This window comes from Exiguobacterium sp. KKT215 (genome assembly GCF_055635335.1).
This window is the reverse complement of the sequence record NZ_CM145756.1, coordinates 12,501-32,500: the sequence shown is the minus strand read 5'-3', so window position 1 is coordinate 32,500 and position 20,000 is coordinate 12,501. Positions and strand designations below refer to the sequence as shown.

13 protein-coding genes, 3 tRNA genes, 2 rRNA genes, 1 other RNA gene and 1 other annotated feature (2 of these 20 cut by a window edge) are annotated in these 20,000 nt (G+C 50.0%); of the genes, 5 read left to right on the top strand and 14 right to left on the bottom strand.

Annotated elements, in window-relative coordinates; all coding sequences use genetic code 11:
- From dnaX to tadA, 3 genes are all read right to left on the bottom strand, one after another.
- Positions 1–1,636: the 5' portion of a DNA polymerase III subunit gamma/tau gene (gene dnaX / locus ACZ2GZ_RS00135; protein WP_214716448.1), read on the bottom strand. 41 nt of this gene lie to the left of the window's left edge; 1,636 of the gene's 1,677 nt are visible here — the first part of the coding sequence; it begins with the start codon at positions 1,634–1,636; its stop codon lies beyond the left edge, outside the window.
- A gap of 94 nt (positions 1,637–1,730) precedes the next feature.
- An RNA gene (gene ffs / locus ACZ2GZ_RS00130) (signal recognition particle sRNA large type) lies at positions 1,731–1,999 on the bottom strand.
- A 53-nt stretch (positions 2,000–2,052) separates the two neighbouring features.
- On the bottom strand, positions 2,053–2,553 hold the full coding sequence (tadA, locus tag ACZ2GZ_RS00125) for a tRNA adenosine(34) deaminase TadA (RefSeq protein WP_058765163.1): 501 nt from the start codon (positions 2,551–2,553) through the stop codon (positions 2,053–2,055).
- 121 nt (positions 2,554–2,674) lie between these two features.
- Here tadA and ACZ2GZ_RS00120 point away from each other — a divergent pair, with 121 nt between their 5' ends.
- Together ACZ2GZ_RS00120 and ACZ2GZ_RS00115 are read left to right on the top strand one after the other, a co-directional pair.
- Positions 2,675–3,310 carry a deoxynucleoside kinase gene (locus ACZ2GZ_RS00120; protein WP_021065289.1) on the top strand — a complete coding sequence of 212 codons (636 nt, stop codon included), beginning with the start codon at positions 2,675–2,677 and terminating at the stop codon, positions 3,308–3,310.
- On the top strand, positions 3,307–3,978 hold the full coding sequence (locus ACZ2GZ_RS00115) for a deoxynucleoside kinase (RefSeq protein ID WP_021065290.1): 672 nt from the start codon (positions 3,307–3,309) through the stop codon (positions 3,976–3,978). Before ACZ2GZ_RS00120 ends, ACZ2GZ_RS00115 begins: the two co-directional genes overlap by 4 nt.
- Positions 3,979–4,020: 42 nt before the next feature.
- Here ACZ2GZ_RS00115 and ACZ2GZ_RS00110 read toward each other — a convergent pair whose 3' ends face one another.
- The 8 genes from ACZ2GZ_RS00110 to pdxS all read right to left on the bottom strand — a co-directional run bounded on the left by ACZ2GZ_RS00110 (position 4,021) and on the right by pdxS (position 10,044).
- Positions 4,021–5,019 carry a hypothetical protein gene (locus ACZ2GZ_RS00110; RefSeq protein ID WP_131473013.1) on the bottom strand — a complete coding sequence of 333 codons (999 nt, stop codon included), beginning with the start codon at positions 5,017–5,019 and terminating at the stop codon, positions 4,021–4,023.
- 166 nt (positions 5,020–5,185) lie between these two features.
- A tRNA-Ser gene (locus tag ACZ2GZ_RS00105) sits at positions 5,186–5,275 on the bottom strand.
- 29 nt (positions 5,276–5,304) lie between these two features.
- Positions 5,305–5,395, bottom strand: a tRNA-Ser gene (locus ACZ2GZ_RS00100).
- 38 nt (positions 5,396–5,433) lie between these two features.
- Positions 5,434–5,524 (bottom strand) — tRNA-Ser (locus ACZ2GZ_RS00095).
- Between the two features lie 155 nt (positions 5,525–5,679).
- A complete protein-coding gene (gene serS, locus ACZ2GZ_RS00090; RefSeq protein ID WP_214716450.1) occupies positions 5,680–6,963 on the bottom strand; it encodes a serine--tRNA ligase in 1,284 nt (427 codons plus the stop codon).
- A gap of 52 nt (positions 6,964–7,015) precedes the next feature.
- Positions 7,016–7,223: a binding site (T-box leader), on the bottom strand.
- A gap of 18 nt (positions 7,224–7,241) precedes the next feature.
- Entirely contained in the window at positions 7,242–8,486 is a 1,245-nt protein-coding gene (locus ACZ2GZ_RS00085) for a D-alanyl-D-alanine carboxypeptidase family protein (RefSeq protein WP_052013678.1), read from the bottom strand.
- 87 nt (positions 8,487–8,573) lie between these two features.
- A complete protein-coding gene (pdxT, locus tag ACZ2GZ_RS00080; RefSeq protein ID WP_021066745.1) occupies positions 8,574–9,152 on the bottom strand; it encodes a pyridoxal 5'-phosphate synthase glutaminase subunit PdxT in 579 nt (192 codons plus the stop codon).
- A 1-nt stretch (position 9,153) separates the two neighbouring features.
- The gene (gene pdxS, locus ACZ2GZ_RS00075; RefSeq protein ID WP_021066746.1) at positions 9,154–10,044 is read right to left on the bottom strand and encodes a pyridoxal 5'-phosphate synthase lyase subunit PdxS; all 891 of its coding nucleotides are present in this window, start codon (positions 10,042–10,044) and stop codon (positions 9,154–9,156) included.
- 286 nt (positions 10,045–10,330) lie between these two features.
- Here pdxS and pdxR point away from each other — a divergent pair, with 286 nt between their 5' ends.
- From pdxR to ACZ2GZ_RS00060, 3 genes are all read left to right on the top strand, one after another.
- A complete protein-coding gene (pdxR, locus tag ACZ2GZ_RS00070) occupies positions 10,331–11,734 on the top strand; it encodes a MocR-like pyridoxine biosynthesis transcription factor PdxR (RefSeq protein ID WP_214716454.1) in 1,404 nt (467 codons plus the stop codon).
- Positions 11,731–12,345, top strand: a complete 615-nt coding sequence (locus ACZ2GZ_RS00065) for a class A sortase (protein WP_214716456.1) — start codon at positions 11,731–11,733, stop codon at positions 12,343–12,345. Before pdxR ends, ACZ2GZ_RS00065 begins: the two co-directional genes overlap by 4 nt.
- A gap of 138 nt (positions 12,346–12,483) precedes the next feature.
- Positions 12,484–15,912 carry an alpha-amylase family glycosyl hydrolase gene (locus tag ACZ2GZ_RS00060; RefSeq protein WP_021066749.1) on the top strand — a complete coding sequence of 1,143 codons (3,429 nt, stop codon included), beginning with the start codon at positions 12,484–12,486 and terminating at the stop codon, positions 15,910–15,912.
- 45 nt (positions 15,913–15,957) lie between these two features.
- Here ACZ2GZ_RS00060 and guaB read toward each other — a convergent pair whose 3' ends face one another.
- The 3 genes from guaB to ACZ2GZ_RS00045 form a co-directional block, all read right to left on the bottom strand.
- Positions 15,958–17,421 carry an IMP dehydrogenase gene (gene guaB / locus ACZ2GZ_RS00055; protein WP_214716462.1) on the bottom strand — a complete coding sequence of 488 codons (1,464 nt, stop codon included), beginning with the start codon at positions 17,419–17,421 and terminating at the stop codon, positions 15,958–15,960.
- 249 nt (positions 17,422–17,670) lie between these two features.
- Positions 17,671–17,786, bottom strand: a 5S ribosomal RNA gene (gene rrf, locus ACZ2GZ_RS00050).
- A gap of 58 nt (positions 17,787–17,844) precedes the next feature.
- Positions 17,845–20,000, bottom strand: a 23S ribosomal RNA gene (locus ACZ2GZ_RS00045) (it continues 758 nt past the right edge of the window).

The following is a 20,000-nucleotide window of genomic DNA, read 5'->3' as shown; positions in this document are numbered from 1 at the left end:
GGGCCTTTGAGACAAGTGGATCTTCTTCCTCCACTTCCTCTTCCTTATGATCCGAACGTTCAGCTTGTTTACGAAGGATGAACTCATTCTTCAACTCAACCCAATCGGTCTCGAGTACAGCCATGATTTCTCGACGAATCCCCGTCACTTCGAATAAGGCTTGTTCAATCACGTCTCGCGTGCGACCGTTCGAGCTAACCTGCTCGTAATGCCACGTCATCCCATCTTTAAATTGTACCAGTAAGGTGTCACTAGCACAAAGCACAGCCTCACTCTCATAGAACAGTGCAAAAATCGGACCATCTTGCGTGCGAATGTTCCCCATGATGTCTTCCCAACTATCACGGATTGCGTTTAAGTGTTGGCGTTCCGCTCGTTGCAATAATTGACGAATGCGTTCTTTCGGGACTCGAATTTGAGTTCGCTTGGCAATTTTCGGTTTCTCCGCTGTTGCTTCCGCTGCAGGGACACCCGTTTTCTTGACTTCATTCAACTCGCGACTCAGTTCACGGACCTGCTCTTGAAGTTGTTTCATCTGTTCTGTCATCGTCCGTCCTTGTTCAGCAATCCGAATAAACGTTAACTCAACTAAGACTTTCGGATGGTTTGATAATCGCATCTGTTGCTGACAGTCATTCAACTCTTCAATCACTTGGAACAACTCGTCCGTCGACGTCGCTTCAACAAATTGTCGGAACGTCTCTGTCGGACGGGCGCGTTCGAGTAAATCGACGGCTTGAGGTGAAGCCTTTAATAGTAAAGCATCACGATGAACGAACACGAGATCTTCAATGAATCGCTTCAAATCCTTACCTTCACGAAGCATCGTTTCCAACGTACTCAAAATTTGATCGAGTTGCTTCTGTTGTAAGCCATAAGCCATATCAAGTAGAGCATCATCCGTTACCGCGCCGGTCACTTCTAGAACAGCGTCTTCGGTCAAACGGCCATCGCTAAAAGCGAGCGCTTGATCGAGTAGGCTGAGCGCATCGCGCATCCCACCATCGGCAGCACGAGCAATCAGCTTGAGCGCCTCTGGATCATAGTCATAATCTTGATCGTTCAAGATATATGCCATACGTGTTTGCAATTGACCGACTTCATGCCGTTTCACATCAAAGCGCTGGCAACGTGAGATGATAGTTGCCGGAATTTTATGTGGTTCTGTCGTCGCCAAAATAAAGATGGCATGCGCCGGTGGTTCTTCCAGCGTTTTCAATAAGGCGTTGAACGCCCCAGTCGAAAGCATGTGCACTTCATCAATGATATATACTTTGAAGCGCGCTTGAGAAGGCGGATATTTGACTTTATCCCGAATTTCTCGAATCTCGTCGACCCCATTATTTGAAGCCGCATCGATTTCAAACACGTCCGGGCTCGTCCCTTCCGTGATTGCGATACAAGTCGGGCATGTGTTACACGGTTCTCGTGTAGGTGCTGTCTCGCAGTTGATAGCTTTCGCGATAATTTTCGCCAAACTTGTCTTCCCGGTCCCTCGTGGACCCGAGAACAAATAGGCATGTGACATTCGTTCCTCAAGCAACGCATTTTGAATCGTACGTGTGATATGAATTTGACCGACAACCTCTTGGAACGACTGCGGACGATAAACCCGATACAACGCTTGATACGCCATGTCCCCGCCTCCTTTCTTCCTTACATTCTCTATTTCATCATACAAAAAAATCTACAACCCTGGGGCCGTAGATTGAAGTTATTAAATAAATCTGCCGCGCACCGATTTCTGAAAGCACGTCAATGTGCGTTACTCATGCAGTTTGCTCGGCCCAAGCACCCCTGCGGCACACGGTACGTCACCACTTAAGGCTGCTTCCTTCCGGACCTGACCTGGTTCATGGGTGACCGTTGCGCAGGACTCAGACGTCAACGCCACTTACACGAGGACAGGCCACACCAATGCACTCCCTCGAATCGGGATTCAGTCTCGCTATAGCGGATTGCGAGTTACAGGGCACCGCTACCTCCCCGCCTAGCACGGCAAATGGGTAAATGAAGTTAGGCACTACGTTGAGTGCTATTACATTATACTGTTTAATCAGATGGGTTGCAACCTCTCTGTTCAAGCCGCGCCTGCTTCTTCCTTTCTCTAAGGTTTCGGAAGAAAATCGTTAGCAACTCCCCACACTCTTCTGCTAAAACATTTTGTGTCACTTCGGCTTGGTGGTTGAAGCGTTCGTCTTGAACGAGGTTCATGAGCGTACCGCAACACCCTCCCTTCGGATCATGGGCACCAAAGATGACACGCTTCACGCGAGACAGCACGATGGCCCCCGCACACATCGGGCACGGCTCTAACGTGACGAACAGTTCGCAATCCTCCAAACGCCAATTGCTGAGCGCCTGGTTCGCCTGTTCAATCGCAATCATTTCGGCATGGGCCGCTGCCAATAAGTCCGTTTCTCGGCGATTATGACCCGCGGCAATCACTTCATCACCTTTAACGATGACGCATCCGATCGGGACTTCGCCGATTGCTTCCGCCTTCTTTGCTTCTTCTATGGCGAGCCTCATAAATCGTTCATCTCGTTCCATATACACACTCCGTTTCTGATTACTTATTATGAAAAAAAATGAAAATCATTTCGCTCGCCCTATCCACTTCATTGTATGCTAGAATGGAACTTGCACTTTGGATAATGGAGGATGACATCATATGTTTATAACGGTAGAGGGACCGATTGGTGTCGGGAAAACGTCACTGGCCCATATCATCAGTCAGCACTTTTCAATGCAGATGCTGAATGAAATTGTAGAAGAGAATCCGTTTCTCGGCAAGTTTTACGAAGATATCGACGAATGGAGCTTTCAGACGGAAATGTTTTTCCTTTGTAATCGCTTCAAGCAATTAGACGATATCCACAAACACCACTTGAGTCAACAGCAATCCGTCGTTTCGGACTATCATATTTTCAAAAACTTGATTTTTGCCCACCGTTCCCTGAGACCAGCTCATTTGAACAAATATGAGCAAATCTATAAGATTTTGACACACGATATGCCAAAGCCTGATGTCGTCATCTACTTACACGCCAGCATCGAGACGTTAATGAAACGTGTCGCCTTGCGTGGACGTGAAGTAGAAGAGAATATGTCTCGCGACTACCTCGAACAGCTCGCCCGCGATTATGAAACGTTCATCGAATCATACCGCGCGACACACCCCGAAGTGACGATTCTTTCGTTCAGTGGAGATGAACTCGACTTCGTCCAAAACCCGGACGATTTGACGCACGTCCTCACAACGATCGAACGTGAATTAGAATTGACTAAAGGAGCACAAATCAAATGACGCTGAATGAAAAATACAACATTCCGAATGACACGATCATCACGATCGGTGGAATGGTCGGAATCGGTAAATCGACAATCACGAACTCACTTGCCGATGCCCTCAACTTCCGAACTTCACTTGAGAAAGTAGATACGAACCCTTATCTCGATAAATTCTATCATGACTTCGAGCGTTGGAGCTTCCACCTTCAAATCTATTTCTTGGCTGAACGCTTCAAAGAACAGAAGAAGATTTTCCAATACGGCGGCGGCTTCATCCAAGACCGTTCGATCTATGAAGATACAGGAATCTTCGCCAAAATGCACTACGAAAAAGGGACGATGTCTCCAACTGACTACGAGACATACTCGAGTTTGTTTGAAGCGATGGTGCTGACACCGTTCTTCCCGCATCCTGACTTGCTCATCTATCTCGAAGGTTCGTTCGAGCAAGTGCTCGACCGCATTCAAATGCGCGGACGTGAGATGGAGCAACAAACACCAATTACGTATTGGGAAGAAATGTACGCGCGCTATACGGAGTGGATCAACAACTTCAATCTTTGCCCGGTACTTCGTCTCTCAATCGAAGAGTATGACTTGATTAACGACCCAAACTCGGTCGAACTCATCCTTGAAAAAATCGAGAAACAATTGACGATCGCTCGCGAAGCGAAAGTCAGATAAGTAAAGAAGGTGCACTGCTCACTTGAGCGGTGCACCTTCTTTTTATGTGTGGGCGATATGAGGTTTCCGGTACGTCGGCGTCTTCCGAGCCTTTCGGAATCCATCGACAGAATCGAACACGGCCGCCAAAATCGTGATGGCGACGACTAATCCGAACACCCATTCAAACGAATTGACCCCGTTCGGGACATTTGTCTCCAGCCAGTTCAAAAATCGTGGATCGAGTAACTGTGGGGAACTGGCCATCCAGATGATGAACGTTGCCGAGGCAATATTGTAGATCAAATTAAACGAAGCGAGCGCATACGTCCAATGTCCTTTCATCCATTTCCATACCCCAAGCACGACTTGAAGCAAGATGACGATCACAAAAAACCAAATCACATCCATTAGGAACGTTTGATTGAAGATGGGAGTGATCATCCTGAATCCTGCGTTCGTAGATTCATAAATCCCTAGTAACTGTTCGGCATTAATATACACGCCAAACCACACGGCTGTCCAAAACAACCCGAACCCTGCGTCAAATTTACTGATTCGACCGCCCTTCACCTGTTCTTTCAGCTTGGACACATCCCATTTCATATCTGGCGCCGGTACATCATCGGGTGCATAGCGCTCAATCAAAAAGAAGACAAGCGTAATCCAAAACACGAGCTGAATCCCGACATCCCATAACGCGTCGAACATGTTCGTCAAAAATGTGCCGACTGTCGGCATAAGCGGCCCTGAGAACGTCGGCATGCTAGCAAATACAAGCCCAAAGAAAACGACAGCTAAGACGATGGGAACAACAAGCTTGACGACAGTCACATACACGGGGAAAAAACGTGGGCCGATGACATACTGTCCTTCCTTATAACGCGCGGCCACGACGGCCGGATGCCCAATCTCTGCTAACACCCGTTTTACGTCTGCCTCAGACGGTTGGTCGGGCAGTGCCGCCTCAATCGATTGCCGAACCGAGGCAGCGGCTTCCTCGCGCCGCTTCGGTGGAACGTGTCGCACGACCTCATCGATATATATGTCAATCCAATCCATGACGCTCCTCTCCTTCCCTTTGCGCCATCACAGTCTATATGATTAAGATTCCCGATTAGTCACCGGATTAGCTGTTTTTCGCCGGATTGACACAAACAAAAAAAGCCGCAGACCGGAGTCTGCGACCATAAAAAAACGCATCTGTCCATGCAGATGCCAAAACAAGCGGAGTTGGTGGGATTCGAACCCACGCGAGCCTTACGACTCCTAACGGATTTCGAGTCCGTCCCCTTCAGCCGGGCTTGGGTACAACTCCAGGCTTAAAAAAGTGTAAAAAAAAGAAAGTGGAGGAGGTGGTGGGATTCGAACCCACGCAGGCTATTACACCCCTGACGGTTTTCAAGACCGTTCCCTTAAACCACTTGGGTACACCTCCAAAAAAGTATGAAATTGTTGAGCCTCCAGAAATAAAAATGGAGGAGGTGGTGGGATTCGAACCCACGCAGGCTATTACACCCCTGACGGTTTTCAAGACCGTTCCCTTAAACCACTTGGGTACACCTCCAAAGCTCATATACAATTGGTGAGCAAACATCTCGCTCGACATGATTTATAGTACCAACTTGGCAGACAGATGTCAAACCCTTTTGTGAAAAAACATTAAAAAAAACCAAAAAAATCCCGCCTGAACGATACGTTTCAGACGGGCTGGTTTGTTCATTACTGAGGCATTTCAATTTTCTCGATGCCGCCCATATATGGACGTAATACTTCCGGAATGACGACTGAACCGTCTGCCTGTTGGAAGTTCTCTAAAATCGCAGCGACGGTCCGTCCGACTGCGAGGCCAGAACCGTTAAGCGTGTGGACGAATTCTGGTTTTGCGTTCGCTTCGCGACGGAAACGAATTCCGGCCCGGCGCGCTTGGAAGTCTTCAAAGTTCGAACAAGATGAGATTTCACGATACATCCCTTGCGCCGGCATCCACACTTCGATGTCATATTTCTTCGCAGCCGTGAAGCCGAGATCGGCCGTACACATGCTGAGCACTTGATATGGGAGACCGAGACGCTTAAGCACTTCTTCAGCGTGGCCCGTCAAGAGTTCGAGTTGTTCATAAGACTCTTCAGGTTTCACAAACCGGACGAGCTCGACTTTGTTGAACTGATGCTGACGAATGAGCCCACGCGTGTCGCGTCCGGCTGATCCCGCTTCTGAACGGAAACAAGCGCTATACGCCGTATACGTGATTGGAAGTTGGTCTTCCGTGATAATCTCGTCACGGTGCATGTTCGTTACCGGAACTTCTGCCGTCGGTACGAGGAAATAGTTCGTATCCGCCACTTTGAATGCGTCTTCCTCAAATTTAGGAAGTTGTCCCGTCCCGGTCATCGCGTCGCGGTTGACCATATAAGGAGGGAGCACCTCAGAATAGCCATGTTCATCGGCATGCATATCCATCATGAAGTTGATGAGGGCACGTTCGAGACGGGCGCCGAGACCTTTATAAAAGACAAACCGGCTACCTGTCACTTTACCCGCTCGTTCCACATCGACGATTTTCAAATCTTCCATGACGTCCCAATGCTGTTTGAGTTCGAATTCGAACGTCGGTTTTGTTCCGACTTCGCGAATCGTGACGTTATCATCTTCCGTTTCTCCAATCGGCGTTGATTCGTGCGGGATGTTCGGGATGCTGAGGAGAATCAAGTTCAATTCGGCCTCGACTTCACGCAACTCTTCATCGAGCAATTTGATTTCATCCCCGAGACGGCGCGTCTCGAGAATCGGTCCATCCGCATCTTGCTTATTGCGTTTCAATTCCGCAATTTGCTTCGTCGCTTCATTTCGTTTCGCTTTCTTCACTTCAACCTCATTGATCAAGTTGCGGCGTTTCTCTTCCAACTCCGGGAAACGGTCAAGCGCACTCAAATCCTCGCCGCGATGAGCTAGCTTCGTTTTAATCTCTTCAAAATCTGTTCGTAATCGTTTAATGTCTAACATTCGTTATTCCTCCTTTTTTCACATAAAAAGGTGGCACGCCCCTTTCCCGTAGGAAAGGGACGAACCACCTTGGATCCGCGTTGCCACCCTCGTTGCCCGAAATCGGGCCACTCGATGCACGTAACGTGTGCGTAACGTGACTTGTTTCCAAGCCAATGCTCCGAGGCCGATTCGGTTACATCATCCCACTAGTTTGCACCAACCACTAGCTCTCTGTCAGTAGATGACCGTAACGTACTTTTCCCCATCATTGCATCTGTCATTGAATTAGTTTTACTTTACAACATCTCAACTCTATCGACAAGACTCAGTTTTCCGAGCACGAGTCGAATCTCATCTAAAAAGTCGGAGAAGGCACGCGTCATACGTGTCAAAAACGATGCCATCTCGACCGGTTCGGCCGCGACGAGCGTTCCTTTAGGTGGAAGTTCACCATCTAGATACCGGACGCTTCCGGAAGGCTCGATGGTGACGGTCCCTACCTGTTGATCGGCCGCAATTGGGGCTTTCGTATCCGGAAGATCGTAAGTCGGTTCAGGTACATCCTGTCCTTTTTCGACGAGTACTTCAAAGGCTGACGTCGTGCGCACTTTTGCTGACTCGACTGTACCTTCAGCGACATGGAGCGTCGCCGGGACAATTTCACCAGTCCGTAAAATCGGGGTCAAGACAAAATCGCCATAGGCGTAGTCGTGAAGCGCCTTTGTAGCAGTATAGCGCCCTTGATCGGTCTTCGCTCCGAGAACGACCGATAGCACGGTACGTCCATCTCGCGTCGACACGCCGATGAAGCAGTAACCGGCATCGTCAGTCGTGCCCGTTTTAAAGCCAAGCATACCCGGATAGGCTAAATCACGACCAGCGAGCATCCGGTTCGTCGCTTCAAATCGGACTCCGTCGATATCAACATACGCTTGTTTCGTCACATCGAGCACTTCCGGGAACTTCGTCAAATACGCCAAAGCTAGCATCATCAAATCATTGGCCGATGTCAAATTCTCCCCTGGACGTCCCGCTGACACAGAGTCAAGTCCCGATGCATTGGCGAACGTCGTTTGGGTCATACCAAGTTCGGTCGCCCGTTCGTTCATTTTCTTTACGAATACCCCTTCCGAACCAGAGACGGCCTCGGCCAATGTGACCGCTGCCTCGTTCGCGGAACGAATCAACGCCACGTCGTATAGCTCTTTCACCGTGTACGGTTTATTGACGAGCGGAATCCGAGCCAATCCTGGTTTTCGGGTCAGCGCCAACGCCTTGTCGCTCGGGGTCACTTCTTGGCTCCAACTGAGGTCACCCGCTTCGATGGCTTCTCGGACGAGAAAAGCGGTCATCAGCTTAGTGATTGATGCCGGAGGAAGCATCGCGTCCTCTTCTTGTGAGAACAGGATTTGTCCCGTCGTCATGTCCACGAGCATCGCGCCAGTCGCATCAACTTTAGGTGCCGCCGATGCATCCGTCGGCACGATCATATTTAAAAGGATTGCCCAAACGAGCATCCATCCGATCCATCTTTGTCTCACGGTCTTGCCCCTTTCTATACGTATCTCGTTACAGTGTAGCAAAAAAACACATGAAAAAGGCTCCCTATTTGCTAGAGAGCCTTTCAATCAGGCGAGTTGTCGCTTCGTCGCTTCAACCATGTCCAAGAAATAGCGGTGCATCGACAAGTCGTCCGTCAATTCCGGGTGGAACGAGCAGGCCATATACTTGTCATACCGAACCGCGACAATCGCTTCTTCGACCTCGGCGAGCACCTCGACGCTCGCTTCGACCGATGCGACTTGCGGCGCTCGAATGAACACTGCTTCGACAGCTTCATCGATTCCATTGACAGTCAAATCGACTTCAAAGCTATCAACTTGTCGTCCGAACGCATTTCGTTTGACCGTCATCGGGATTTTACGCAAGTGCGCATCATATCCTTCAACTTCGGTCGCGAGCAAAATCAAACCAGCGCACGTTCCAAACATCGGCAACTCCGCATTCTCACGTAACGGCTCGAGCAACTCGTACCGATCGAGTAAGCGACGCATCGCTGTGCTCTCCCCACCCGGCAAGACGAGTCCATCGATTCGATTTAAGTCATCGACCGAGCGGACGACGAGCGTATTCGCACCAAGTGCTTCGAGCATATGGACGTGTTCGCGAATCGCACCTTGCATTCCGAGTACACCAATCGTGGTCATCTTACCAACCTCGCGGTGCCATGAGTTCTTCTTGTTTGAGCGTGCGGACGTCGAGCCCTTTCATCGCTTCGCCGAGTCCTTTCGACAAGTGTGCGATGCGCTCATAGTCATCATGGTATGTCGTCGCTTCAACGATGGCACGGGCAAATTTCTCAGGGTTCTCCGCTTTAAAGATTCCTGATCCGACAAAGACGCCGTCCGCTCCGAGGTGCATCATGAGTGCCGCATCAGCTGGTGTCGCAATTCCGCCTGCTGCGAAGTTGACGACCGGGAGGCGACCTGCTTCACGGATTTGCATGAGTACTTCAAACGGGGCACCCAGGTCACGCGCTTCCGTCATCACTTCATCGATGCTCATCGAGAGCAAGCGTTTCACTTGGGCTTGAACGGTACGCATGTGACGAACCGCTTCGACGATGTTGCCGGTTCCCGGCTCACCTTTCGTCCGGATCATCGCTGCACCTTCCCCGATGCGGCGTGATGCTTCACCAAGGTCGCGCGCGCCACAGACGAACGGTGCTTTGTAGTCACGTTTGTAGAGATGGAATTCTTCGTCAGCAGGTGTCAATACTTCACTCTCGTCAATGAAATCAACCCCCATTGATTCAAGGACACGTGCTTCAGCGATGTGACCAATCCGGCACTTCGCCATGACCGGTACCGATACCGCACCCATGACGTCTTCGATGATTGTCGGGTCGGCCATACGAGCAACACCGCCCATTTTGCGAATATCCGAAGGTACGCGCTCGAGTGCCATGACGGCAACTGCACCTGCCGCTTCAGCAATTTTGGCTTGCTCCGCGTTGATGACGTCCATAATGACGCCACCTTTTTGCATCTCGGCCATACCACGTTTTACTTTGTCTGTCCCTACTTGTCTCTTTTCCAAATGGATCCCCTCCAATAAGCTAGTCTACTTGCAAGTATAAATTGATTTGACTATATTGAAAGTGCCAGTTTTATATTTTTTAAAGTGGTCAGTTGGAACAAAGGACTTCATTTCTCGATTCTCGAATGTTTTAAAGATTAAAGGAGATGATGGAATGGATCAATGGAACAGTCGTGACGACGCGCAGGAGCGCAGCTTTTTCGGAAAAACGGGAATGGTCTCGCTCCTCCTTGTCATCGGATTCGTGCTCTATTTTTTCTTTGGCTGACCACAGAAAGGACACATCATGGATATGCTCACGTTCTCGCTCGAGGCTGACTCGAGCGTCCCATTATATGAACAACTCTATTTGCACATTCGACAAGCCATCGTTGATGACACCCTCACCACCGGGACGAAACTTCCGTCCAAACGAAAGCTAGGGGAGTTTTTAGACGTCTCGCAAACGACCGTTGAACTGGCCTACGCTCAGCTGCTCGCGGAAGGATACATCGAGTCGTTGCCACGCAAAGGCTTCTACGTGTTACCGCAAGAAGAACTGTACGTCCGGCGCGGCAGTAGCGTCATCGAACCGCTCCCGGTGAAAAAAACATATGAGTTCGACTTGTATCCGAGTCAAATCGACACGACCGCTTTCCCATTTGAACGTTGGCGCCGGCACTTAAAACAAGTCGTCTCAGAAGAACATCACGATTTGCTGTCACTTGGCTCCGTCCAAGGTGATTTCGTTCTTCGCCAAGAGATTGCGACCTATCTCTATCATTCGCGCGGCGTGCATTGTTCTCCCGAACAAATCGTTGTCGGATCGGGAACCGAGCAGCTGTTACCTCAATTGTTAGAACTGCTGCCGGATACTACGACGTTCGGCATCGAAGATCCTGGTTATCCGCTGACTCGCCAACTGTTTGCGCACCAACGGCGGACGTTCATCCCGATTCCTGTCGATGAGAGCGGCGTCCGTGTCGACCTGGTGGAGCAAGCATCCATTGATGCCCTCTATGTCACACCGGCCCATCAATTTCCGACCGGGACCATTTTATCCGTCAGTCGGCGTCAACGTTTGCTCAACTGGGCATCGGAGCGACAGACGTATGTGATTGAAGATGATTACGATAGTGAATTCCGTTATAGCGGCAAACCGATTCCCTCTTTGCAAAGCATGGATCAAAACGAGCGAGTCGTCTATTTGAGCACATTCTCTAAATCATTGATGCCTTCATTGCGAATCGGTTATATGGTACTCCCCCCTCCGCTGTTAAATCGCTATCGAGAACGTTATCGTCACTTCACGTGTAGCGTACCCCGTTTCGAACAACACACGTTGGCCGAATTTATGGCGACCGGTGATTTTGAGAAACACTTGAACCGGATGCGGAAGACATATCGCCGGAAACTTGAAATCATTATCGCCGCTTTCAAATCGTATGAACCGGTCGTCTCCGTCACGGGGGCGAGCGCCGGCCTTCACGTCGTCCTGTCTGTTCGTACAAGCGCGACAAGTGAAGAATTGAAACGGTTGGCCGAGGCTTCGAATATCCGAATCAATGCGATGACAGACTATCGCATCGAATCAAGCGACACGATTCCTCAGTTTTTATTTGGATTTGCCGCCTTATCTGAAGAAACGTTACCAGCTGCCGTTAGTGCGCTCATGTCGTGTTGGAACATTGAGAAAGGAAGAGATGGATGAAACGGTCACGCTACGTCGTCGGTGGGCTCCTTTTGTTAATTGGTACACTCCTGTTATCCGAATCGTGGTGGAAAGACCAACTCACGGCATGGAACAGTCAACAAGTGACCGCCGAAATTCAACCGAAACAGCCAGAAACCGGTGAATTTGAGTTTTCAAACGTCGAGCCGTTATCATGGGAACAACTTCTCACCGTGCGCAATCGATTTCATGATTTACCGACCGTCGGCCTCATTTCGATTCCAGAAATCGACCTCGAGCTCCCAATCTTATACGGGCTCGACAATGAGAACTTGGCTGTCGGGGCTGGAACGATGGACCCGGACCAACGAATGGGAACTGGAAACTATGCACTCGCGGGCCACTACACGCAAAGCCCGACCGCCTTGTTCGGTCCGCTTCACATCATCGACGTCGGCATGTCCATCTACTTGACCGACATGACACATACGTTCGAATACGAGGTCATTTCGCTTGAGACCGTTCCCCCGACACGGGTCGACGTGCTCGACCCGACAACAGAACCGACGATTACACTCGTCACATGCACGTTCGATGCGACCGAACGTTTGATTGTCAAAGGACGCTTCGTGAACCAAACGCCTCTCTAACCGATAGGCGTTTTTATTATTTTTTAAAAAATATATTGTGAGCGCTTACATATTCAGCTAAACTATTCCTGAAACCGTTTGCACAATTTTGACAATTCGTTGCCCTGTAGACGACACATTCCATGAAAGAGGTGCTTTATGAAGAAGAAAACGGCACGACAGACGACCACGTTACTTTTATCATCCGTTCTCCTCATCCAAGCCGGCGTTCCGATGAACGCATTGGCCGAGCCTGCGACAATCTCGATTGATGGCTTAAAAACGGATTGGGCGAACACGCCAGCGCTCGCCACATCCCCACAGGCGGGTTGGCAAGGATTCGATTTAGGAGACGTCTATCTGCAGAACGATGCGCGTAACCTTTACTTTTATGTGGATGCGAACAACGTCCCGAACTGGGGCGACAATGGTCAGTACATAAATATCGCCCTCCAAATCAATGAACAAGATTCAGGCGTAGCGACAAACCCGCTCGGCCATCCGTTCAACTTCAGCCAAACTGATAAAAAACCACAGTATCATATTTTACTTCGCGTCGATGGCGACACGTCAGTAAAAGAAGCCGCTCTGTATGAAGCAGGGAAATCCACGCCGCTCGCAAACTTGAGCAACTTAAACGGCGCCTCGTTTGCCATTGATCGCACGAAAGGCTTTGAAGGCAAAATTCCATTGTCCCTGCTTGGTCTAAGCAATGATGATACCGTTCGGGTCCTCACGGTACTCAGCGGGAATAACGCTACCGAGCACGGTGCGTTCGACACGATTCCAAGCAATGCGGCCAATAAAGTCGCCGATAGTTGGAATGTTTCGGCGACTCCGTCGACACAATCGGTATATAGCCCAGCCTTCACGTTGAGCGGTGTCGAGACGGTCAGTCAACTCGAAGTGACAGCGGTCACGCCGGCCAATCAATCGGAACAAGTGGACATCAAATCCCCAATCACATGGACGTTCAATGAACCTGTGTCGTTAGATGCTTCGAACATCAGCTTGATGAATGGCGAGACAGCTGTACCGTTCACGGCTGAAGCGAGTGGATCGACTGTGACTGTCACACCGACCGAAGCACTCAGTTTGAATCAAACGTATACCGCGACCCTTCCCGCGGACGCCGTGAAAGGCAACCTGTCGAACACGACGTTACCGGCATTGACGACGTCATTTAAAACCATCACTGAAATCGCCGATCCGTGGAAAACACAACGCTACATCGAAATGTTGTACGTCCGGGCCGACAACGATTACACGGACTGGAATTTATGGACGTGGAGCACGGGTGCCAAAGACGGTCAAGTTGACCCGTATAAAATCACCGAAGATGGCGCCATCTTCCGAATCCCAGTCGGAAAAGATGCGACCAATGTAGGCTTTGTCATCCGCAAGGGCACGGATTGGGCCGTGAAAGATGGCTACGGGGAAGACCGCTATGTCAAATTGGGAAGCGACCGGGTGACGAAAGTCGTCGTCGAGAGCGGCAAAGGGACGTTCCATCAAGTACCGACGATTCAAGGACCCTTGTTTGAAGATGGTGCCGTCACGTTCTTCTACCGTGACAAAGCGTTGTATGAAGCGGGACAACTCGATGAAATCGACAGTGTCGCATTGAAAGTCAATGGCACGACGTACCCGATGACGTACGAAGCCAAAAATGAATGGTTCCGCCATACGGTCAAATTACCGGAAGGGAAACATGATTATACGTTCCTTGTCACAAAAGATGGCGTCACGACCGAAGTGAAGGATCCTTACTTCGAGGCTTCGAGCGTCGAGTATCGTCGTCCAAACGTTAAACTGGCGGCAAGCGTGGCACCGAAAGCCCTCAGTTCTCGAGAAAACGCGGTCGTCCAGGTGAAGCCTACGTTGCCGAAAGGCGTCAAGCTGCGTCAACTGTTCATCGATGCACGTCCTCTGGGTGGACCGGCTAAACTAGAAGTCGACCCGGCCCTCAACAAACAGACGATTGCAGTCAAAGATACCGTCAAACCGGGCAATAAATTCTTAACGATTACGGCGATTGACCAATACGGTAACGTCCATAAAACGAAAACATCGTTAACGGTCCGACCGGTCTCGATGAAGGACAAGCAAGAGTTCGATTGGGATGAGGCACGGATTTACTTCATGCTGACCGACCGATTCTACGATGGGGATAAAACGAACAATAACCCGAACGGTGAATACTATGACCAAGATCATCTTGAGTCGTATCACGGCGGCGACTTTGCCGGTGTGACGAAGAAACTCGACTACTTGGATAAACTAGGCATCAACACGATTTGGATTACACCGATTGTCGATAATATCGATTGGGATCTTCGCTATGGTAAAGATGGATCACAGTATGGCTATCATGGATACTGGGCGAAAAACTTCGAAAAACTCGATGAGCATCTCGGCGATATGAAAGCATTCCATCGTCTGATTGACGAAGCGAATGCTCGCGGTATTAAGATTATGGTCGACGTCGTCTTGAACCACCCTGGCTACGGGATGGAACCAGGAGCTGTAGACACGGGCGCCACAAACTTCCCAACCGATCAAGAGCGCAAAGCGTTCGACGGCATGATTCGTTCGAATCCGGTCGATGGCGATGACTTGAAGATGTCTCTTTCCGGATTACCGGACTTTAAGACCGAAGAGGCTGCCGTCCGTGAACAACTCGTCAAATGGCAGACGGATTGGATTAAACGCTCGAAAACGAAAAAAGGAAACACCATCGATTATTTCCGCGTCGACACGGTCAAACACGTCGACTCTACAACATGGAAGTCGTTCAAAAACGAATTGACGGCCCTCAAACCAGATTTCAAAATGATTGGCGAACATTATGGGGCAAGTGTGAACAACACGGGTGGTTACTTACAGAGTGGCCAGATGGACTCACTTCTCGACTTTGATTTCAAGTATCAGGCCGAACGTTTCATCAACGGGAACATTGATGATGTCGAGAGCGCGCTTCAATATCGCAACACGCAACTCTCGAATGAAGCGACACTCGGACAATTCCTTAGCAGCCATGACGAGGACGGTTTCCTCGTATCACGTGCTGGAGGCGATGAAGGGAAGCATATGGTCGCCGCCTCGCTTCAAATGACGGCGAAAGGACAGCCTGTCATCTACTATGGTGAAGAGGTTGGACAGTCCGGAAAACATGCGTTGGATATGGATAAGGGCGAGTTCAATGAAAACCGTTATGACTTCGACTGGAAACGAGTCAAAGGAGAAGGTAAAGCGATGCATACGCATTACCAAAAGCTACTCAATATTCGTGCCGACTATTCAAAAGTATTTAGTAAAGGAACGCGTGCCGTCGTTGCTGGTGGTTCTGCCACTGGATACTCTGTCTTTGAACGGAAGCACGGCAAAGACTCTGTTCTAGTGGCCTTGAACACGACAGAAGCCAAACGAACGATCACGTTCCAGACAAAACTCAAGCATAAAACGACGCTCGTCGACCGCTATAGCGGACGTCATTACGTCGTCAAACGAGATGGGAAAGTGACCGTCAGCTTACCTGCACAGGACGATGGTGGTACTGTCATTCTCGTGGCCAAGTCAAAAAAATGATAACGAAAAGCCGTTGCCTCTAATTTAGAGACAACGGCTTGTTGTTTAGCGTGAATAGTTTGGAGCTTCTTTAGTGATGTGGACATCGTGAGGGTGACTTTCTTGCAACCCAGCCCCAGTCATGCGGATAAACTGAGTGTCCTCACGTAGTGCACGGATATCGCCAGCCCCACAATAACCCATTCCAGAACGAAGGCCACCGATGAGTTGATAGACAGTATCGGCTAGTTCGCCACGATAAGCGACGCGTCCTTCAATACCTTCTGGTACGAACTTTTTATCGGCCTCTTGGAAATAGCGATCTTGGCTGCCTCGTTTCATCGAAGCCTCAGAACCCATTCCACGGTACGTCTTGAACTGACGACCTTGATAGATTTCCATCTCTCCTGGGCTCTCTTTCACACCTGCGAGAAGGCTACCAAGCATAACGGCATGAGCTCCAGCTGCGATAGCTTTCACAATATCACCAGAGTACTTGATTCCGCCATCAGCGATAACTGTGACACCGTGTTCTCTAGCTTCCGTGACACAATCATATACTGCTGTGATTTGTGGGACACCAACACCGGCGACAACACGTGTCGTACAGATTGATCCTGGACCAATCCCGACTTTAATGACCGATGCCCCGGCTTCAATCAAAGCTCGTGTCGCTTCAGCTGTTGCCACGTTTCCAGCGATAATTGGAAGCGTCGGGAACATGTCACGAAGTTCTTTCACTTTCTCGATGACACCGGCTGAGTGTCCGTGAGCCGTATCAACGACTAATGCATCGACACCTGCATCAACAAGAATTTGAGCACGTGATGCGGCATCTTTCGTGACACCAACGGCAGCTGCGACGAGCAAACGACCTTGTTTGTCTTTTGCAGCATGTGGGAACTGTTCGACTTTCTCAATATCTTTTGTCGTAATGAGACCTTTCAACACGCCTGAATCGTCGACGAGCGGCAATTTCTCAATTCGATGTTGATGAAGGATGCGTTCAGCTTCTTCAAGTGACGTCCCTACTTTTGCCGTAACAAGGTTTTCCGTCGTCATGACATCTGCAATCACCGTCGAATAATCTTTAATGAAACGAAGGTCACGGTTTGTCAAAATTCCGATTAATTTACGCTCGGTTTCTGAATTGACGATCGGGACTCCCGAGATACGGTATTTACTCATCAAGTACTCTGCATCGTACACTTGACGCTCCGGCGTCAAATAGAACGGATTCGTGATGACGCCGTTCTCTGAGCGTTTAACGCGATCGACGTGTTCAGCCTGCATCTCCATCGACATGTTTTTATGAATGACTCCTAAGCCGCCTTGACGCGCCATCGCAATGGCCATCGGTGCTTCTGTGACAGTATCCATACCAGCACTGATGACTGGAACATTTAACTCAAGACCTTCGCAAAGTTTAGTGCTTAAATTCACGTCTCTTGGCAAGACATTTGAAAAGCGCGGTACGAGTAAGACGTCATCAAACGTTAATCCTTCTTTTGCAAACTTGTTTTCCCACATAAAAATCGATTGCCCCTTTCTCTATCGGACCCGAATCTTTGTTTCGAAATATTTCTGTAATGGTAACAGGTATAGCTCGAAAGTGCAATTCAATTCACGATGTTCAGAAAGTTCAGAATTGTGTTCGTTCCATTTGCTTTCCGTTCTTAATGTTCGGGAATAGATTATATATACCTCAAAGGAAGCAAAATTATAAATAAAATCTATAAAAAAGACGACCGAGCGGATGCTCGATCGTCTTTCGCGTTGGCCTGGCAACGTCCTATCCTCACAGGGGGAGACCCCCAACTACTTTCGGCGCTGAAGCGCTTAACTTCCGTGTTCGGCATGGGAACGGGTGTGGCCGCTTCGCTATCGCCACCAGACATAGAGAGATTGTTCTCTCAAAACTGAAGACTCATCAATTCACACAAACCATTAGACTAGATCAAAGCCTCGACCGATTAGTATCATTCAGCTCCACACGTCGCCGTGCTTCCACCCATGACCTATCTACCTCATCGTCTCTGAGGGGTCTTTCTTGATTGCTCAAAGGGAAATCTCATCTCGGAGGGGGCTTCATGCTTAGATGCTTTCAGCACTTATCCCGTCCGCACGTAGCTACCCAGCGATGCTCCTGGCGGAACAACTGGTACACCAGCGGTGCGTCCATCCCGGTCCTCTCGTACTAAGGACAGCTCTCCTCAAATTTCCTGCGCCCACGACGGATAGGGACCGAACTGTCTCACGACGTTCTGAACCCAGCTCGCGTACCGCTTTAATGGGCGAACAGCCCAACCCTTGGGACCTACTCCAGCCCCAGGATGCGATGAGCCGACATCGAGGTGCCAAACCTCCCCGTCGATGTGGACTCTTGGGGGAGATCAGCCTGTTATCCCCAGGGTAGCTTTTATCCGTTGAGCGATGGCCCTTCCATGCGGAACCACCGGATCACTAAGCCCGACTTTCGTCCCTGCTCGACTTGTAGGTCTCGCAGTCAAGCTCCCTTCTGCCTTTGCACTCTTCGAATGATTTCCAACCATTCTGAGGGAACCTTTGGGCGCCTCCGTTACTGTTTAGGAGGCGACCGCCCCAGTCAAACTACCCACCTGACACGGTCCTCCAGCCGGATCACGGCTGCGAGTTAGAGACTCTATACGCAAAGGGTGGTATCCCAAGGGTGTCTCCACCGAAGCTGGCGCTCCGGCTTCACAAACTCCCACCTATCCTGTACATCGCGTACAAAGCCTCAATATCAGGCTGTAGTAAAGCTCCATGGGGTCTTTCCGTCCTGTCGCGGGTAACCTGCATCTTCACAGGTACTATGATTTCACCGGGTCTCTCGTTGAGACAGTGCCCAAATCGTTACGCCTTTCGTGCGGGTCGGAACTTACCCGACAAGGAATTTCGCTACCTTAGGACCGTTATAGTTACGGCCGCCGTTTACTGGGGCTTCGGTTCAGTGCTTCTCTTGCGATGACACATCCCCTTAACCTTCCAGCACCGGGCAGGCGTCAGCCCCTATACTTCATCTTGCGATTTAGCAGAGACCTGTGTTTTTGCTAAACAGTCGTTTGGGCCTATTCACTGCGGCTTATGTTGCCATAAGCGTCCCTTCTCCCGAAGTTACGGGACCATTTTGCCGAGTTCCTTAACGAGAGTTATCCCGCGCGTCTTAGAATTCTCATCTCGCCTACCTGTGTCGGTTTACGGTACTGGCGCCGACCTCCTTACTAGAGGCTTTTCTTGGCAGCGTGAAATCCGGTACTTCGCCCTACGGGCTCCACGTCACAGCTCAACCTTGTGTGCCGGGCGGATTTGCCAACCCGACGGCCTCGCTGCTTGTCCGTGCACTTCCAGTCGCACGGTTACCTTATCCTTCTGCGTCCCCCCATCGTTCAAACGGTGGTACGGCGGTACAGGAATATCAACCTGTTGTCCATCGCCTACGCCTTTCGGCCTCGGCTTAGGTCCAGACTAACCCTGAGCGGACGAGCCTTCCTCAGGAAACCTTGGGCTTTCGACGGAGGGGATTCTCACCCCTCTTTTCGCTACTCACACCGGCATTCTCACTTCCAAGCGCTCCACGGCTCCTCACGATACCGCTTCACTGCTGCTTGGAACGCTCCCCTACCATCCCTTACGGGATCCATAGCTTCGGTGGTATGTTTAGCCCCGTTACATTTTCGGCGCGGCGTCACTCGACTAGTGAGCTATTACGCACTCTTTGAATGGTGGCTGCTTCTAAGCCAACATCCTAGTTGTCTGTGCAACGCCACATCCTTTTCCACTTAACATACACTTTGGGACCTTAGCTGATGGTCTGGGCTGTTTCCCTTTCGACTACGGATCTTATCACTCGCAGTCTGACTCCCGAGTACAAGTTGCCGGCATTCGGAGTTTGACTGAATTCGGTAACCCTGTGGGGGCCCCTAGTCCAATCAGTGCTCTACCTCCGGAACTCTACACCTCGAGGCTAGCCCTAAAGCTATTTCGGGGAGAACCAGCTATCTCCAGGTTCGATTGGCATTTCACCGCTACCCACACCTCATCCCCGCACTTTTCAACGTGCGTGGGTTCGGACCTCCAGTCAGTGTTAC

Excerpts from the sequence above, each read along its gene's own strand:
- pdxT (WP_021066745.1), bottom strand. The coding sequence starts at position 9,152 with ATGACCACGATTGGTGTACTCGGAATGCAAGGTGCGATTCGCGAACAC.
- tadA (WP_058765163.1), bottom strand. The coding sequence starts at position 2,553 with ATGGAACGAGATGAACGATTTATGAGGCTCGCCATAGAAGAAGCAAAG.
- pdxR (WP_214716454.1), top strand. The coding sequence starts at position 10,331 with ATGGATATGCTCACGTTCTCGCTCGAGGCTGACTCGAGCGTCCCATTA.
- ACZ2GZ_RS00115 (WP_021065290.1), top strand. The coding sequence starts at position 3,307 with ATGACGCTGAATGAAAAATACAACATTCCGAATGACACGATCATCACG.
- ACZ2GZ_RS00065 (WP_214716456.1), top strand. The coding sequence starts at position 11,731 with ATGAAACGGTCACGCTACGTCGTCGGTGGGCTCCTTTTGTTAATTGGT.
- ACZ2GZ_RS00060 (WP_021066749.1), top strand. The coding sequence starts at position 12,484 with ATGAAGAAGAAAACGGCACGACAGACGACCACGTTACTTTTATCATCC.
- guaB (WP_214716462.1), bottom strand. The coding sequence starts at position 17,421 with ATGTGGGAAAACAAGTTTGCAAAAGAAGGATTAACGTTTGATGACGTC.
- ACZ2GZ_RS00110 (WP_131473013.1), bottom strand. The coding sequence starts at position 5,019 with ATGGATTGGATTGACATATATATCGATGAGGTCGTGCGACACGTTCCA.
- serS (WP_214716450.1), bottom strand. The coding sequence starts at position 6,963 with ATGTTAGACATTAAACGATTACGAACAGATTTTGAAGAGATTAAAACG.
- ACZ2GZ_RS00120 (WP_021065289.1), top strand. The coding sequence starts at position 2,675 with ATGTTTATAACGGTAGAGGGACCGATTGGTGTCGGGAAAACGTCACTG.